Genomic DNA, 15,318 nt, shown 5'->3' on the forward strand with positions numbered 1-15,318 from the left:
CTTATCAATTGATTAGGTTTTCTGTATTGTAGTTAAGCCCGTCTACATGCATGATCTAGGTATTAGTAATGTAGACTGGTGTATTTTTATGATTAGTGTTTTTGATATGTTTAGCGTGGGTATTGGCCCTTCAAGCTCGCACACCGTTGGCCCCATGCGTGCGGGTGCTGAATATGCTAAAACACTTGCAACAGACACCGCATTGTTTTCAAAAATCACTACGATTAAAGTGGAATTGTTTGGCTCTTTAGGTCAAACCGGTATTGGTCATGGTACAGGTAAAGCCGTTATTCTTGGATTATCGGGTGAAATGCCTGAAAGCATTGACGTGAATAAAATAGAGCCATTACTAGAAGACGTACGAAACCAAGAATCTTTGTACCTAAATGGCGAGAAGCCTATTTTATTTCCAAACAAAAACGCGATTGTCTTTCATCGCCGTAAAACCCTTCCTAAGCATGCTAATGCACTTACTTTTTACGTATATGAAAACGACACCCTGCTGTGCGAGCAAACGTACTACAGCATCGGTGGCGGTTTTATCGTAAAAGAAGAAGACTTTGATGCCACTAAAGCACATGCCGGTGCCGTTCAAGCGACTGTACCTTTTCCTTTTAAGTCTGGTGCTGCGCTGCTAGAGCAATGCAAAAATAATGGGTTAAGTATTAGCGCCCTTATGCTTAAGAACGAAACGACTTTTCAACCTGCTCACGCCGTAAAGCAAAAGCTGTTTGAAATATGGTTGGTGATGAAAGCCTGTGTTCAACGTGGCATCGACAGTGAAGGCATATTGCCAGGTGGTCTTAAAGTGGTGCGCCGTGCGCCGGCGCTTTATCGCCGCCTGCAAACTGAACATACTACCGACCCCATGCAAACCATGGACTGGGTAAACTTATTTGCATTAGCCGTAAATGAAGAAAATGCAGCTGGGGGCAGAGTGGTAACTGCGCCCACCAATGGCGCGGCCGGTATTATTCCTGCGGTTTTACATTATGTAGACAAATTTATTCGCCCAGTGGATGAAGAAGTGGCAAGCCGCTTTTTACTCACCGCAGGAGCGATTGGTATTTTGTACAAAGAAAATGCATCCATTTCGGGTGCTGAAGTAGGCTGTCAGGGTGAAGTGGGTGTGGCATGTTCTATGGCTGCGGGTGCGCTGGCAGAGATTATGGGCGGTACTGTACCTGCAGTAGAAAATGCAGCTGAAATTGGTATGGAGCATAACCTAGGATTAACTTGCGACCCCGTGGGTGGCTTGGTACAGGTTCCTTGTATTGAACGCAATGCTATGGGTGCAATTAAAGCGATAAACGCTTCACGGTTAGCACTGAGAGGCAGCGGCGAGCACAAGGTATCGTTAGATAAAGTCATTAAAACCATGCGTGATACGGGTAACGACATGAAAACCAAGTACAAAGAAACAGCACGTGGCGGGCTGGCAGTTAATATTATCGAATGCTAACCGTTAAATGAAATCACTGGCTTTAGTACACCAGTAGAGACAAAAAAGGCGATGGCGGTTTAAGTAAGAACACCGCAAATCGCCTTTTTATTCTGTTACGTATTTTCATACATAAACAGCTAATCCAAATGACCCGATTAACTTTTCAACGCTAAATTTGACTGTTTGGCTAATCTACCTTACTTAACCGGTAAGGTTACTCCTTTGAACATCTTTTCAACTTCATCATTGTTTTTCAGCATCATGGCTTTTTCAACTTTATCTTTTGTTAAATGCGGTGCAAAGCGCTCAATAAAGTCGTACATATAGCTTCGTAAGAAAGAGCCCTTTCTAAAGCCTATTTTGGTCGTGCTGTAATCGAACAAATGACTCGCATCAATTTTCACTAAGTCTGAATCGAGTTCATCGCTAACGGCCATGGAAGCAATAACACCAATACCCACACCTAACCGCACATAAGTTTTAATAACATCGGCGTCGGTGGCGGTAAAGACAATTTTAGGCGTAAGGCCCGCACGCTCAAACGCTTGGTCGAGTTCTGAGCGACCAGTGAAACCAAATACATAGGTTACTAGGGGGTATTTGGCGATATCACTAATATCGATAGAGCCTTTCTTCGACAAAGGATGGTCTTTATTGACAATTACACTTCGATTCCAGTGATAACAAGGCAACATCACCAAATCATTATATAAATGCAAAGCTTCAGTAGCGATAGCAAAGTCGGCTTCGCCCTTAGCGGCCAGATCACTGATTTGCGATGGCGTCCCTTGATGCATGTGTAAAGACACCTTCGGGTACTTGCTCATAAAACCTTGGATCACATCAGGTAGCGCATAACGTGCTTGCGTATGCGTAGTGGCGATATTTAGCTTACCTTGATCGGGTAGCGTATGCTCCCGTGCCACCGCTTTGATACTTTCTACTTTGGCTAAAATTTCGCGGGATATATTAATGACATCGTTTCCGGCATCAGTAACATGGGTTAGATGCTTACCACTACGCCCAAAAATCTGTACACCCAACTCATCCTCTAGCATTCTCACCTGCTTACTAATGCCCGGCTGAGAGGTATATAAACTTTCTGCCGTGGCAGAAACATTCAGATTATTGTTAAGTACTTCTACTATGTAACGTAGCTGTTGTAATTTCATGTAAAACATCGCTCCTTGTAACCAGTTGTGTACTATAACCTTATCGTTATAACCAAAACTACTAATAATTACGATAAGCTATTACAAAAGTGACAGATTAACCCACAAAATAGTAGGTAATTTTGCGCTAAATAAGTAATACTGAAAATGGGTTACCTACTGAATAATTGTTTTCCTTTATCCTTACAGATGTTTTAATTGGTACAACACCTTCAAATTTAAGGAAAATAACGGGTTTTATTCATATGAGTGAAAAAAAGCAACTTACCTCTCCTATCGACTTTTCGTCGGTGCTAGCTGCTGCTGTGCACGATATGAAAAATTCATTATTTCTTCTTATTCAGTCAATTGAAAATCTTTCTAATGATTTAGCCCCTGAAAATAGTAAAGCACGAGAGCAAGTAGCTAGTGTGCATTACGAAGCATCGCGGCTTAATACCAATTTAGTACAAATTTTATCACTTTATCGTGCAGAATTAGAAAGTCTGCCGATAACAGTAGATGAATGCTTTGTTAGTGACTTAATAGACGATGTAGTTGGGTCTAATAATATTTACATTGAACAAAAAGAAATTGTGGTTAAGGCGAATGTCGACCTCAATTTAAGTTGGTATTTAGATAGAGAGCTTATATACCTATTAATTAACGACGTATTGGTAAATGCCCTTCGGTATGGTACCTCTCAAATTTGTATTTCAGCACAGGTTGAAGATGACTGCCTACATATTTGCGTGGAAGATGATGGCATCGGCTATCCAACGTCTATGCTTGAGAAAAGTCACGAAGATTTAGCCGATTTTCAGCTTAGTCAAGGTAGAACAGGGTTAGGTCTTTTCTTTGCTAGACTTATTGCATCTGCTCACTCGCAAGGCAAACTGCAAGGAGAGATTTCTTTAAGCAATGGCGGTTCTCTTGGCGGAAGTGTATTTAGGGTAAAAATACCGTAACATTAACGCATAATAGTTTGGCAGTGAAAGCCAGCATATAATTCGAATTAAGTATTAAACGGAAATACGCGCATGTACATGATAATAATAATTCTGATTGTTGTATTACTGATAGCGGCAATCTTTATAAATGCTATGCAGCAACATCGCGCTAAGGCTGACTCGGAGCGTCGGGCAGATCTGGCTAAACAACGCGCGGTAATTGATGAAACAGAGAATGTTATTCTAGCGTGTTCAAACATGCCTATTTCAGGACGCATGTTACAAATCTTGGATAACCGAGTTTTAGGTGCGCTTAAAACCGTCAATGAGCTTGGCGGTACGCCAGAAACAAAACAAAAACTTGCCAATGCAGAGCAAAAATCCGCTTCACAAAACCCTGACTCGGTTAGCGCTAACGAATTCGTTTTACCCGATAATGACAAACTTATTATTCAGTACATTCAGGCTGTTAAAAAGCTTCGCATTTTACTTCGTTCAGAACACAGTAAAGGCAAAGTTGAAAGCAAAGTATTTTATGACGAAGACAAACAATTAGAACGCTTACAAATTAAGGTTAATGTTGAAACGCTAATCAAACGCGGCAGAGCTGCACAGCAGTCGAACATGTTAGGTTCAGCCCGTCAGTATTACGAAAAAGCAAAAACTGCGCTAGAAAATCAAAATCAGCAAGATGAATACACACAGTCTCGTTTGGCCACACTGCATGAATGGTTGTCAGAAATTCAAAATAATCTTAAAAGCGTTAACGCACAAGACAGAGCGAAGAAACAAGAAGAAGAGCGTGATGAATTGGATGAGTTATTTGCGCCTAAGAAAAAATGGTAACGCACCTGTTTATCAGCATTTGACACTTTACCTATGGTAGTGATGTAACACCTCAGTCCATAATGCTTGACCAGCCACTGACATATCACGCTTGGCGTTTTTCACCATGCCCACCCTTTTTACCAAGGGGTCTTCTTCCATTTTAAGCACGGTTAGCCCTATGCTTTCCATCGACGCAATGCACAGCGATGGCATAATAGCGATGCCTAACCCCTGCTTAATTAGCTGACCAAGGGTACCCAACTGCCCTGTTTCGGCAACAATAACGGCTTCACCCACGGTACTTATCTTCTGTTGCGTCCACATTCTTACTGCCGACCCCCTATTCATCATTACCATAGGGTATTCGATACACGTTTCCCAATTAACCGTTTTTGCTTTTGCCAATTCATGCTGGGGGTTCACCACCACGACAAAACAATCGTCGAAAAGAGGTGTGAATATAAGCCCCTCATTCTGCTGCGGTTCGAAGGTGAAGCCCATCTCGGCTCTGCCCTCTGATACTTCATAAATCACGTTCTCCATCACCACATCTAAAATACGCAGGTTAATATTGGGCGCAAGTTGGTGATACCGTTTAAGTAAATGCGGTAAATGTGATTCGGCAAAGGAAGGCATAGCCGCAATAGTTAGGCGCCCTTTAGCCATGGCGAAAAGGTTCTGAATATCACCAAAAGTGTCGTCCCAGTCCCTCATTATTCTGATAGCGTTAGGTAATAAGGCTTCACCTTCTTTGGTTAACGCCACATGCCTGGTGCTGCGACTAAACAATTTTCCGCCAAGCTGTTCTTCCATTTTCTTTATTGCAGACGAAAGGGCTGGCTGTGTAAGGTGAAGCTTAATAGCAGCCTCAGCAAAGGTACTTGATTGCGCTACGTGAATAAAAGCCTGCAAATTTCTGTATGAAATATTCATTCAACTAAGACCCACACCCTATGTTTGAAATGATAACCGACATGATAGCCAACACATTGACTTGCCCGTAATCCGAAAAATTAACAACCATCACTAACCACTCAATTAATAAATAAAACTTATTAATTGAGTGATTAATTCAATTTTACATAATTGATAACATTGTTGATACTTTTACTTAACACATTTTATCAAAGCTAAATTTAAGGGGAAGTACCATGTCGGGATTTGACAAAGTCGTCACTACCTATCAAGAAGCCATGGACGGGCTGACCGATGGTATGACAGTTATTGCTGGTGGTTTTGGGCTATGCGGCATTCCAGAAGGGCTCATTGCTCAAGTTAAAACCATGGGCACTAAAGGCCTTACTGTGGTTTCTAATAACTGTGGTGTAGATGGTTTTGGACTGGGCATCTTGCTGGAAGACAAACAAATTAAGAAAATGGTGTCTTCCTATGTAGGTGAAAACGCCCTGTTTGAAAAGCAATTATTAAATGGCGAGCTTGAAGTTGAACTTACACCGCAAGGCACGCTAGCCGAGAAGATGCGTGCTGGTGGTGCAGGTATTCCCGCTTTTTATACTGCTACTGGCTATGGCACGCCTGTAGGCGAAGGTAAGGAGGTGAAAACGTTTAATGACCGCCCTTATATCTTAGAAGAAGCCATTTCGGGCGACTTTGCCATAGTGAAAGCGTGGAAAGCCGACCGTTACGGAAACTGTGTTTATCGTCATACTGCACAAAACTTTAACCCTATGGCAGCCACCGCGGGCACAATTACAGTGGTAGAAGCAGAAGAGATTGTTGAACCAGGTGAGCTAAACCCTAGTGAAATTCATACGCCCGGCATTTATGTAAATAGAGTCATAAAAGGGGAATTTGAAAAACGCATAGAACGTAGGGTTGTTTCTAAAACTGTACAAAACACCACAGCAAAGGAGTCACAATAATGGCATTATCACGAGACCAAATAGCAATGCGTGTGGCTCAAGAATTCAAAGATGGCGATTATGTTAATTTGGGAATAGGTATTCCTACGTTAGCCGCTAGTTTTGTGCCTGAAGGCATTAGTGTAATGCTGCAATCTGAAAATGGTTTATTAGGTATGGGCCCCTACCCTCATGAAGATGAGCTAGACGCAGATATGATTAACGCGGGTAAAGAAACCGTTACCGCCATTACCGGAGCTTCAATTTTTAACTCTGCGGAAAGCTTCGCCATGATCCGTGGCGGCCACGTTGATTTTACCGTACTAGGCGCATTTGAAGTAGACGTAAACGGTAACATTGCGTCGTGGATGATCCCCGGGAAGCTTGTTAAAGGTATGGGCGGCGCTATGGACTTAGTGGCAGGCGCTAAAAATATAATTGTGACCATGACTCACACCGATAAACGTGGCAACCCAAAACTGCTTAGTGAGTGCACCCTGCCGCTAACCGGGGTAAATTGCATAACCCGAATTATTACCGATCTTGCTGTATTAGAAGTGGTGGATGGCGCCTTTTTACTTAAAGAACGTGCTCCGGGTGTAACAGTTGAAGATATACAAGCAAAAACCGGCGGCAAATTAGTTGTTTCGGAAAATGTGACCGAAATGCAGGTATAACTGCATTTTCGCCAAGGTAAACGCATAGCAAGCTTTCATAATATCGGCCTTTAAGGGATAATACGCAATGATATTATTCATGAGGCCGAATCTTGCTAGTTACTGACTTACCCGTTCATCACAAAATCATTACCAAACTCGAAAGTAGAAACTTTACCGAGCTTACTGAAATTCAGGAAAAAAGTATGCTTCCTGCTATTCAGGGTAAAGATATTATTGCCTCATCTAAAACGGGATCGGGTAAGACACTCGCATTTTTAATTCCGGCCATAAATAGAATGATGTCGCAAAAGGCGTTAAGTCGACAAGACCCTCGCGCGCTTATTCTTGCACCTACTCGCGAATTAGCGAAGCAAGTTTTCATAGAAGCCAAAACCATGTGTGCGGGATTGAACCTGTCTTGCACCTTGGTTGTGGGCGGTGAAAACTATAATGACCAAGTGAAAGCGTTACGCCGAAACCCACATATTATCGTGGGTACTGCTGGCCGAGTGGCCGATCATTTGAAAGACAAAAGTGTATTTTTAAATGGCCTAGAGCTGCTTATTTTTGATGAAGCTGATCGCATGCTTGATTTAGGCTTTTCAGAACAGCTAAACATGATTAATGAATTTGCGAACCACCGTAAACGCCAAACCATGCTGTTTTCAGCTACGTTAGATAGCATTGAGCTCAACTACATGACTGCCCGTTTAACTAAAGCTGCAGTGCGTGTATCGGTAGGTGATTCAACGGCGCACCATGGCGATATTCAACAACAGTGTTTCTTTGCCGATAATATCGAGCATAAAGACGCCCTACTTCATCACGAAATTTCAAACCGTACTTATAACCAAGCTATTGTCTTTACCGCAACCCGTGAAGATACCGACCGTTTAACCACCATGTTAAACAAAGACAAGCTTGAAGCCATCGCCTTACGAGGCGACTTACCACAAAATCAACGTGCTGCAATTATGAGTGAGTTCGCCCGAGGCCAGCATTCTGTTTTGGTGACTACCGATGTGGCATCACGAGGTTTAGATTTATCTAAAGTTGGTTTGGTTATTAATTTTGATTTACCCAAAAATGCGGACGAATACATTCACCGTATTGGTAGGACGGGACGTGCTGGTCAAAAAGGCGAAGCCGCTTCATTTGTTGGTCCTCGCGATTGGAAGAGCTTTATAGCACTGAAGGCACATTTACAATATGACCTAGAGTGCGAGGCACACGAAGCACTACCTGCTAAATTCAAAGGAATTAAAGCCCCTACGCCTAAACAAGATACGCAGAAAAATAAAGCCAGTAAGCAAGATGGCGCAGAAGCAACTGTTGCTAAGAAAGTACGCCGCGTAGACACCATGGCAGGTACAGAAATTGGTATGGCGCCAGTAAAACGTAAACCAAGAAAAGTAGAACTTGAACCTGAAGATGATACCGAATTTGAATCTGGCATTAACCTAGATAACAGTGCTGATGATGATTTAGATAATAGCGATAAAACTAGCTAGGTATAGTTGAAACCAGAAATATTTCTGGTTACAGATTTAAATTTTTGCAAAGGAGCCTAAGGCTCCTTTTTCTTTTTTATTGCAAATAACCCATCAATTTACTTAATCGCTGCTACAGCATTTTAAAAAAATACATCTTATTCCCCTAACACACGATTTAGGTATTTTTAATTCATGAGCAAAAATCACCATTAAGATTTGTTGTTTTATTTTCTAGTGCTAGCGGTTAATCTGACAATATGAATAAAATTAAACACTTTATTTTGGGGTGTTTAGACAGGCCGCATTGGGGTCTCGTAAATTGTTAGTTTCCAAGCGGTATCCAATTATTTAAAGTAATGAATTTGAATTTTGTTACAGTAGAACTGCCTAAGTCGCCTGCGACTGTTAGTTAAAAGTTATGTGCTTCTCGGATATTTAGAAATGGAATTTTAATGAATAAACAAAGCAAAGTATTTCACCCAGTTACAAGAGCATGCGCAATGCTCGGTGCTGTTATTTGTAGCTTTTTCGCAGTCACTCTGTTCGTTTCTAGTCTAATTGCCTTACCCGATATTATTACTGCATTAATGGGCTGCTCCAAGGCTATTCTAATAGCTGCTCTTGCGTGGGCCTTTTGGTATGCGGCTAAATATAGTAAAAACCCTTTCCTCATCACACCATTTACCAAGCCGGAATAACGAATACATAATTCAAGGATGTATATGAACGCACCATACAACTCAATAATCTCGCTCACTACGTTCGTTGGAACGCATACACGCAGAGCCGCTTCGCTATTATGCCCTACGTGCATGCGCGCGGTATTGAAAAGTTAGGAACCAAGGATGGAACACTTAAAATTAGCAATGCCGGGCTTAGCCTTAATTGCGATTCAACTCATCGGAATAGTAGTTCCACAAATATTTTATCTAGTGAACCCTGTTTATTTATGGATTGCGATATGCACCGTAGGGCTTCCATGCTTATTCATTTCATTTATATTTTGGGCACTAAGACTATTCAAATTATTTAAAAAAACATATGTATTTAGAATTTTTCTAGCTATTTCTCTAATAATTACAACTATTCCATCAATGATTTTTTTTATTGAAGTCTGGCTTCACTTTAAACCGTCTGACGGTCCTGCTCTTGGTTATATGGGAATCTTTTATTTAGGCTACGCGTATTTGTGGTTGCCAATGTTGATTATATTAACTTTCTATGTAACAAAGGTTCCCAACAAGACACTTACAGTAAGACGATAAACGCATGGTTTTCGTTTATTCCTCACTAATCTTAACCGCATATATTAGACCTCATTGTGAGGCGTAATATGCCAACGGCAAAAACATTACTCGGCGGCGCGACTATTTGTAAGTTACATTTACGGGCAATTTAAAGCCCAATAAAACTCAAAGAGGGACAAAATGCCAATTAAAAAATGGATATTTCAATACAGCATCGCTTTGCCTCTAGTGTTCGCGTTACTTTCGAGCATTCAATACATTAAAGGACATACGGTTTATTACTCTTTGGTCTTTGGTTTGACTTGGTCTTTTATTTCAGTAGCAATATTCGCTACGCGCAGAGCATATAACTTTAAGAAAAATATCGACTGCCAATTATGTAACGACTTAACCCAAAGTGATTCACAACAAAAATAGGTTTGAACATGACTTATGGGTTATTTACCAAGTAAATTCACCTGTTACGCGGGCTGGGATTCAAACGTGTGTGCTGACTTGCTTCGCTAAAGACCGTATAAAAACGCTCCTTATTTAGAATAATATGTGTCTATAAACTGGAAGTGCGTACTATGAAAGAATGGCTTGAAAAAGTAGAAAACGCTTTATCTAAACCTCTGGAATCTGTAGATAGCAGCGATGAAATTCCTAGAGAGAGTATGTATATGCTCGCTCCTATTATTTATTCTCAGGTCCATAACATGAATAATGGGCAGTTGTAGAAGCAAATGAAAAAGATCACATATGGCCTTCACAAGAAATGTCAGTAGAAGTTATAGAGAGATTAAAAACAAAAGGCTTCCCCCATCCTTTTAAACATATCACTGTACCTAACGGAAATCATTTTCAACCTCAAAGTGATTTTCACCCGGAAGTGATTAAATTTTTGAATGAAAAATTCTTGCCTTACTGCGATGCTCATCACCAGAACATCGCCGTTGACTCCCAAAAGCATTTAGGCTCGTAAACTCTCTCGGACAATTAACAATACGCTATTGTCGCTGTGCTCAAGAATGCTTAAACTTATGTTCACGTTTTACAAGGATGATTTATGAAACCAGTACTTTTAATATTGTTATTAGGTCTGTATGCATGTTCTCCTTCCCCTGAAGATTTAGCGAATATAGCAAGTCAGCAGTTCAGGGAAAGTGGCGAAACAGAAGAGACCTGGCTACATGACGGTGAACTCCATTTTTCCACCGCATTAGAATGGCAAAAAGCTTCTTTTCAAAACAAACGGGCGACTTCTTCAGATTTTTTATTAGCACTCGACGAACAAGGGCGACTGGTAGTTAACATTTCTGATAATCAAAGTTTAAAAATACATAGCGAAGAACTTACCCGCAAATTAAACAAGCAATTTGAAATTATTGGTCCGGCTGTTGATAACAAAAACAAATATAAAGACCAATTAATTAGTGATGCCGTCGTTTTAATAGCATCTCAGAATGGTTGGCTAAAAAGTGTATAACAAATAAATCAACTAAAAATAAGCGGGGGTTTACGCTTTCTAGCCGCTAACTTGCTACATAATTAGTTTTCAAAATAGGTAAATAAATGGAACTCAATCAGGTTACTTTACCAGTAAGCAATATGGATGATGCTGTTTGTTTTTACTTAAAGCTTGGCTTCACACAAATTGTAGACACACCTCACTATGCTAGATTTTCTTGCCCAGATGGAAACGCTACATTTTCTTTATCTCATGAAAATGAAGTGTTTGAAAATAAGTCGGTGATTTATTTTGAGCACGAACACCTTGATGAGCTTCACAAAAATTTATCTCAAAAAGGTATTCAGTTTTTACAACCCCCTATTGAGCAAATTTACCTTTGGAAAGAGGCTATTCTAAAAGACCCTTCTGGCAATAAGATCAAACTCTACTGGGCGGGAGAAAACCGCTTAAATCCGCCGTGGAAAGTAGAAATACGAGAGTGACACGCGCTTGAAAGTACTCGTTAGATTGCTTACTTTAAATATCTGTAAATTATTTCTCGCCGTCTATTACGGCGTTTACATCAAGGAAGAATTGTAATGTTCGCCGTAATGTTTGAGTTCGTAGTAAAGACTGGGTATGAAGAGCAATTTCTTTCCGCATGGCCCAAAACCACGCAAGGTATTTTCCTATTCAAAGGAAGTCTAGGTTCTCGTTTACATAGGCATAAGAACGATACTTTTATCGCTTACGCTCAATGGCCAGATGAAGAAACCTATCGCCAAGCCGCTAAAATCGAGATGAGCGCTGCCTATGAACAGCAACGTCAATTAATGCGAGAAAGCCTTAATTTAGAATCAACAAAAACCGTGTATGAAATGGAAGTTGAAATTGATTACTTACATCGTAGAGTCTTTGATGTATAACAATAAATTAAGCAACGACTGACACGGCCGAAGTCGTAAATATTGTTGCCAACTGACTTCGTATAAGGTGTTTTAAGGGCTAAATTTATGGTGAAAGAAAAATGGTATAAAAACCCCGAGATGATAATTGCACTCACAGCGCTGTTTATTGGGCTGCTTACCGCTTTCATTTCAATTTACTCTGCTTACACTGACCGCGCTTATGCTAAAGCTTCGGTATGGCCCAAAATTGAAATTTTTAGAAGCCATAATGTTGATTCTTTTAGTTATGGGGTTGCTAATAAGGGAACGGGCCCAGCGCTCATCAAGTACGCAAAAGTTTATTCGGGTACGAAATTTCTAAAAAAGTGGTCAGAACTTCCAGAATTCAAAAATATATCTCAATCCCATTTAAACAATACTACTTTGCCGTCGGGTCACTCTATAACACCTCTAAAATACAAAGGTGAATCGGTTTCGGATATATTGGCTATAGATAATAATATTGAAATAGAGCTTTGTTATTGCTCAATTTATGAGGATTGTTGGGTAGTTGATCGCACAAATATAACCCAACCAGTCAATTCATGTTCAGTCCGCACTGAACACGCATTCTGGCAATGAAGTAATTCGTTAGAATCGCGCTTAGTCAGTTCTATTGTTGTGGTACCTGATGTAGCCAAATCAGATTTAGAGTTATCCAAAGTTGCATTGATACTTTATTTAGCTTACATATTACCGCCCTCATTGGGTTGTTATTTTCAAGGAAGATATGCGTAGCATCCAAATTTTAGGCTTGATTTGCACACTGTTTGCTTTAGCTATTACATATTGGGCAATGTTTATCATAACCCCCGCATCAACTGAATCTGCCGCAAGTTCGGTAGGCTTAGTATTAATGTTTGTTATTGTTCCTTTATTTGGGTTTTCTGCCACCCTATTAATCCCATCGTCCTTAGCTTTAGTAAACGCTAAGTTTAGAAGAGCAACCTTCTTCTTCGGTAAGTTTTGGTACTGTGTATGGGGTATTAATAGCTTTTTTTCATTGGCCTATTTAACCTTAGGATTATACTTTTCTTTCCTTTATCTTACTGTTGGTTATAGAAATTAATCTCACGATTCAAAATTTTAATAGCCATCTACTCAAATAATGGCTAATAGGGAAAAAGCCAATGAGACAGTTTCTTTTCAGTTTGTCTGTATCAACCTTGTTAGGTGCTGCTATTTTGTTTTTTTCACCCTATATTACCGGTGAAGTTGAGCCTTGGGACGCAGAGACTTTTTATTACACTGGCGCACTACTATTGGCAGGGTTTTTAGTGCTATTAGATCGGCACGTTTCTTATGAAAGCATTTTTATAGGCATTATGCTTGGACAAGCTATTTATATGTTTATTTTTATGCCAGTAGATTCACTGGTCGGGGTGGCCTTGGTTATCATGGCATTCAAGAGCTTATTGTCTTGTGTAGGTCTACTGTTAAAGTCAGCAATTAGTGACGTTTTGCATTTGATTAAAGGGAACACCTAACACTCGTTAAATATGTTCTCTCCCCACTTAGTCACTGTTTTAAAGATAAACTGAATCGCCTGTAAAAATTTAGAAAATATAATGAAGAGAATAAATGTAATTGGTACAAGTGGCAGCGGGAAATCCCATTTTAGCTATCGCCTCGCTAAGCATTTAAGTATTCCTTGCATCGAAATGGATGCACTATTTTGGCTGCCAAATTGGGAACATTTAGAAAACGACGAGTTTCTTTCCTTGCTTGAAGCTCATTTAGAGAAAGCGTCTTGGGTACTAGATGGTAATCAATCTAAGACAAACCACCTAAAATGGCAGTACGTAGATACAATAATTTGGTTAGATTACAGTTTCTATCATACGTTTAAACAAATTGTGGTTCGCTCAATTAAACGTTCATTTTCACAAAAAGAGTTGTGGGCAGGTACAGGAAATACAGAATCATTTAGACGTAACTTTTTCTCTTCCGATTCAGTTATTCTCTGGATGTTACAAAACTACTGGAAAACCAAACGTAAATACGCAACGCTTTTTGCCAGTCAAACATTAAAAGATGTTCGCTTAGTTCGCTTTAACGTCCCCCCAACAAGCGGAACAATTTTTAGCTAATGTGTGAGTCATCTAGCCACAAATTAACTGTCCCTCTGTTAGCATCGCCTACCCTGCTGTTTTAGACGATTGTTGTACGGCGTTATTTAGCTGATTAAGCTCTTTTTCAGTAAGGTTTCGCCATTGGCCTGGCTTTAAGTTACCTAGCTCTAGATGCATAATGCGCGTGCGTTTCAACTTGGTAACTTCATAACCGAGGAACTCACACATGCGACGGATTTGTCGGTTTAAGCCTTGGGTTAGAATAATTGAAAACTGAAACTTACCACGAGCTTTTACCTTACACGGTTTAGTTACCGTGCCTAAAATGGGAACGCCTCTTGCCATTTTTTGTACAAAACGCTCACTGATAGGTTGGTTAACCGTCACTTCGTATTCTTTATCATGGGCATTTTCAGCGCGCAGAATTTTATTCACAATGTCGCCGTCACTGGTCAGAATAATCAATCCTTCTGATGGCTTATCGAGTCTGCCTACTGGAAAGATTCTCTGTTTGTGCTTGATTGCATCAATGATATTGCCTTTCACATGACGCTCGGTAGTGCAGGTAATGCCAATGGGCTTGTTGTATACCAAGTAAATGCGGTCCGATTTATCTTCGGCTACCGCTTTAACAAGCTTTCCATCAACCTTCACTTTATCGCCTTGCGCGACTTTGGTGCCTAGCTCAGGCAGCTTATCGTTAATGGTAACTCGATTTTGCTCAATTAATTTATCAGCTTCACGTCGTGAGCACAGTCCTGTATCACTGATATATTTATTAAGACGTTTTGTTACCTCAGAGCTCATGCTAAAAGTCCCTACCTTTTTTCTAAACGACAACGTGAGTAAACCGTGCCGGTTGTTTTCTCAACTTTATTACCGTTAATTTTACTATAAAAAAAGCGAGCTAAAAGCTCGCTTTTTTAACATTCAGTTAGTATTAATATTCCCACCAACACTCTTGCCACCACTCGAGGAATTCCTCAAAGTCGATATAGCCGTCGTTATTGCTGTCTATTAATTTAAAACCTTCCTGTACATGGCTGGCTTTTGTTTTTGGCGAAATAACGGTTAATAACTCGATAAACTCCGTTAAATCAATCTGACCATTACCATCTTGGTCGAAGAAGGTAAAATCTTTCTTTATTTCTTCAATTTTTTCGTCTGAAAGTTGAGCGGTCACGCGCTTTCCCTTTTTTTAGCAACTACATAGAGGGTGAGTGTAACGCCCTT

At 40.3% G+C, this 15,318-nt stretch carries 20 protein-coding genes; 16 read left to right on the forward strand and 4 right to left on the reverse strand.

Translation table 11 applies throughout. The features are described 5' to 3' along the window. Nucleotides 1-88: 88 nt before the first annotated feature. Nucleotides 89-1,462, forward strand: a complete 1,374-nt coding sequence (locus C7Y69_RS07510; RefSeq protein WP_013784053.1) for an L-serine ammonia-lyase — start codon at nucleotides 89-91, stop codon at nucleotides 1,460-1,462. 179 nt (nucleotides 1,463-1,641) lie between these two features. On the opposite strand, the gene cysB is transcribed toward C7Y69_RS07510, so the two are convergent. Continuing rightward, nucleotides 1,642-2,616, reverse strand: a complete 975-nt coding sequence (gene cysB / locus C7Y69_RS07515) for an HTH-type transcriptional regulator CysB (RefSeq protein ID WP_013784052.1) — start codon at nucleotides 2,614-2,616, stop codon at nucleotides 1,642-1,644. A gap of 245 nt (nucleotides 2,617-2,861) precedes the next feature. Here cysB and C7Y69_RS07520 point away from each other — a divergent pair, with 245 nt between their 5' ends. Together C7Y69_RS07520 and C7Y69_RS07525 are read left to right on the forward strand one after the other, a co-directional pair. Further along, nucleotides 2,862-3,563 (forward strand): sensor histidine kinase, encoded by a 702-nt coding sequence (locus C7Y69_RS07520; RefSeq protein ID WP_013784051.1) that lies wholly within the window; start codon nucleotides 2,862-2,864, stop codon nucleotides 3,561-3,563. A 72-nt stretch (nucleotides 3,564-3,635) separates the two neighbouring features. After that, nucleotides 3,636-4,391, forward strand: a complete 756-nt coding sequence (locus tag C7Y69_RS07525) for a hypothetical protein (protein ID WP_013784050.1) — start codon at nucleotides 3,636-3,638, stop codon at nucleotides 4,389-4,391. A 27-nt stretch (nucleotides 4,392-4,418) separates the two neighbouring features. Here the strand turns inward: C7Y69_RS07525 and C7Y69_RS07530 are convergent, their stop codons facing one another. Then, nucleotides 4,419-5,306: a LysR family transcriptional regulator gene (locus C7Y69_RS07530; protein WP_126872285.1), complete on the reverse strand. Its 888-nt coding sequence runs from the start codon at nucleotides 5,304-5,306 to the stop codon at nucleotides 4,419-4,421. 218 nt (nucleotides 5,307-5,524) lie between these two features. Here C7Y69_RS07530 and C7Y69_RS07535 point away from each other — a divergent pair, with 218 nt between their 5' ends. The 13 genes from C7Y69_RS07535 to C7Y69_RS07595 all read left to right on the forward strand — a co-directional run bounded on the left by C7Y69_RS07535 (nucleotide 5,525) and on the right by C7Y69_RS07595 (nucleotide 14,103). Further along, on the forward strand, nucleotides 5,525-6,256 hold the full coding sequence (locus tag C7Y69_RS07535; protein WP_126872286.1) for a CoA transferase subunit A: 732 nt from the start codon (nucleotides 5,525-5,527) through the stop codon (nucleotides 6,254-6,256). After that, nucleotides 6,256-6,912, forward strand: a complete 657-nt coding sequence (locus C7Y69_RS07540) for a CoA transferase subunit B (RefSeq protein ID WP_126872287.1) — start codon at nucleotides 6,256-6,258, stop codon at nucleotides 6,910-6,912. The genes C7Y69_RS07535 and C7Y69_RS07540 overlap by 1 nt, the downstream gene beginning before the upstream one ends. A gap of 92 nt (nucleotides 6,913-7,004) precedes the next feature. Beyond that, on the forward strand, nucleotides 7,005-8,405 hold the full coding sequence (locus tag C7Y69_RS07545; RefSeq protein WP_126872288.1) for a DEAD/DEAH box helicase: 1,401 nt from the start codon (nucleotides 7,005-7,007) through the stop codon (nucleotides 8,403-8,405). Nucleotides 8,406-8,839: 434 nt separating this feature from the next. Further along, the gene (locus C7Y69_RS21540) at nucleotides 8,840-9,085 is read left to right on the forward strand and encodes a hypothetical protein (RefSeq protein ID WP_185864150.1); all 246 of its coding nucleotides are present in this window, start codon (nucleotides 8,840-8,842) and stop codon (nucleotides 9,083-9,085) included. Between the two features lie 1,118 nt (nucleotides 9,086-10,203). Next, complete coding sequence (locus C7Y69_RS21545) at nucleotides 10,204-10,353, forward strand: hypothetical protein (RefSeq protein ID WP_185864151.1); 150 nt, start codon at nucleotides 10,204-10,206, stop codon at nucleotides 10,351-10,353. A gap of 38 nt (nucleotides 10,354-10,391) precedes the next feature. After that, nucleotides 10,392-10,598: a hypothetical protein gene (locus C7Y69_RS07560; protein WP_126872291.1), complete on the forward strand. Its 207-nt coding sequence runs from the start codon at nucleotides 10,392-10,394 to the stop codon at nucleotides 10,596-10,598. A gap of 84 nt (nucleotides 10,599-10,682) precedes the next feature. Further along, nucleotides 10,683-11,102, forward strand: coding sequence for a hypothetical protein (locus tag C7Y69_RS07565; protein ID WP_126872292.1), 420 nt, complete (start codon nucleotides 10,683-10,685; stop codon nucleotides 11,100-11,102). Between the two features lie 86 nt (nucleotides 11,103-11,188). Further along, nucleotides 11,189-11,569 (forward strand): VOC family protein, encoded by a 381-nt coding sequence (locus C7Y69_RS07570; protein WP_126872293.1) that lies wholly within the window; start codon nucleotides 11,189-11,191, stop codon nucleotides 11,567-11,569. A gap of 96 nt (nucleotides 11,570-11,665) precedes the next feature. Then, nucleotides 11,666-11,992, forward strand: a complete 327-nt coding sequence (locus C7Y69_RS07575; protein WP_126872294.1) for an antibiotic biosynthesis monooxygenase family protein — start codon at nucleotides 11,666-11,668, stop codon at nucleotides 11,990-11,992. 87 nt (nucleotides 11,993-12,079) lie between these two features. Continuing rightward, nucleotides 12,080-12,595 carry a hypothetical protein gene (locus C7Y69_RS07580; protein ID WP_126872295.1) on the forward strand — a complete coding sequence of 172 codons (516 nt, stop codon included), beginning with the start codon at nucleotides 12,080-12,082 and terminating at the stop codon, nucleotides 12,593-12,595. A 148-nt stretch (nucleotides 12,596-12,743) separates the two neighbouring features. Further along, nucleotides 12,744-13,082, forward strand: coding sequence for a hypothetical protein (locus C7Y69_RS07585; RefSeq protein ID WP_126872296.1), 339 nt, complete (start codon nucleotides 12,744-12,746; stop codon nucleotides 13,080-13,082). A gap of 61 nt (nucleotides 13,083-13,143) precedes the next feature. Next, complete coding sequence (locus C7Y69_RS07590; protein WP_126872297.1) at nucleotides 13,144-13,500, forward strand: hypothetical protein; 357 nt, start codon at nucleotides 13,144-13,146, stop codon at nucleotides 13,498-13,500. Nucleotides 13,501-13,581: 81 nt separating this feature from the next. Continuing rightward, a complete protein-coding gene (locus C7Y69_RS07595) occupies nucleotides 13,582-14,103 on the forward strand; it encodes an adenylate kinase (protein WP_221885328.1) in 522 nt (173 codons plus the stop codon). A 48-nt stretch (nucleotides 14,104-14,151) separates the two neighbouring features. Here C7Y69_RS07595 and rluF read toward each other — a convergent pair whose 3' ends face one another. Together rluF and C7Y69_RS07605 are read right to left on the reverse strand one after the other, a co-directional pair. Next, nucleotides 14,152-14,892 (reverse strand): 23S rRNA pseudouridine(2604) synthase RluF, encoded by a 741-nt coding sequence (rluF, locus tag C7Y69_RS07600; protein ID WP_126872298.1) that lies wholly within the window; start codon nucleotides 14,890-14,892, stop codon nucleotides 14,152-14,154. A gap of 133 nt (nucleotides 14,893-15,025) precedes the next feature. Further along, nucleotides 15,026-15,268, reverse strand: coding sequence for an EF-hand domain-containing protein (locus tag C7Y69_RS07605; RefSeq protein ID WP_013784036.1), 243 nt, complete (start codon nucleotides 15,266-15,268; stop codon nucleotides 15,026-15,028). Nucleotides 15,269-15,318: the final 50 nt, after the last annotated feature.

Source organism: Alteromonas sp. KS69, assembly GCF_003989595.1.
In the GTDB taxonomy this organism is placed as follows: Bacteria; Pseudomonadota; Gammaproteobacteria; order Enterobacterales; family Alteromonadaceae; genus Alteromonas; species Alteromonas naphthalenivorans.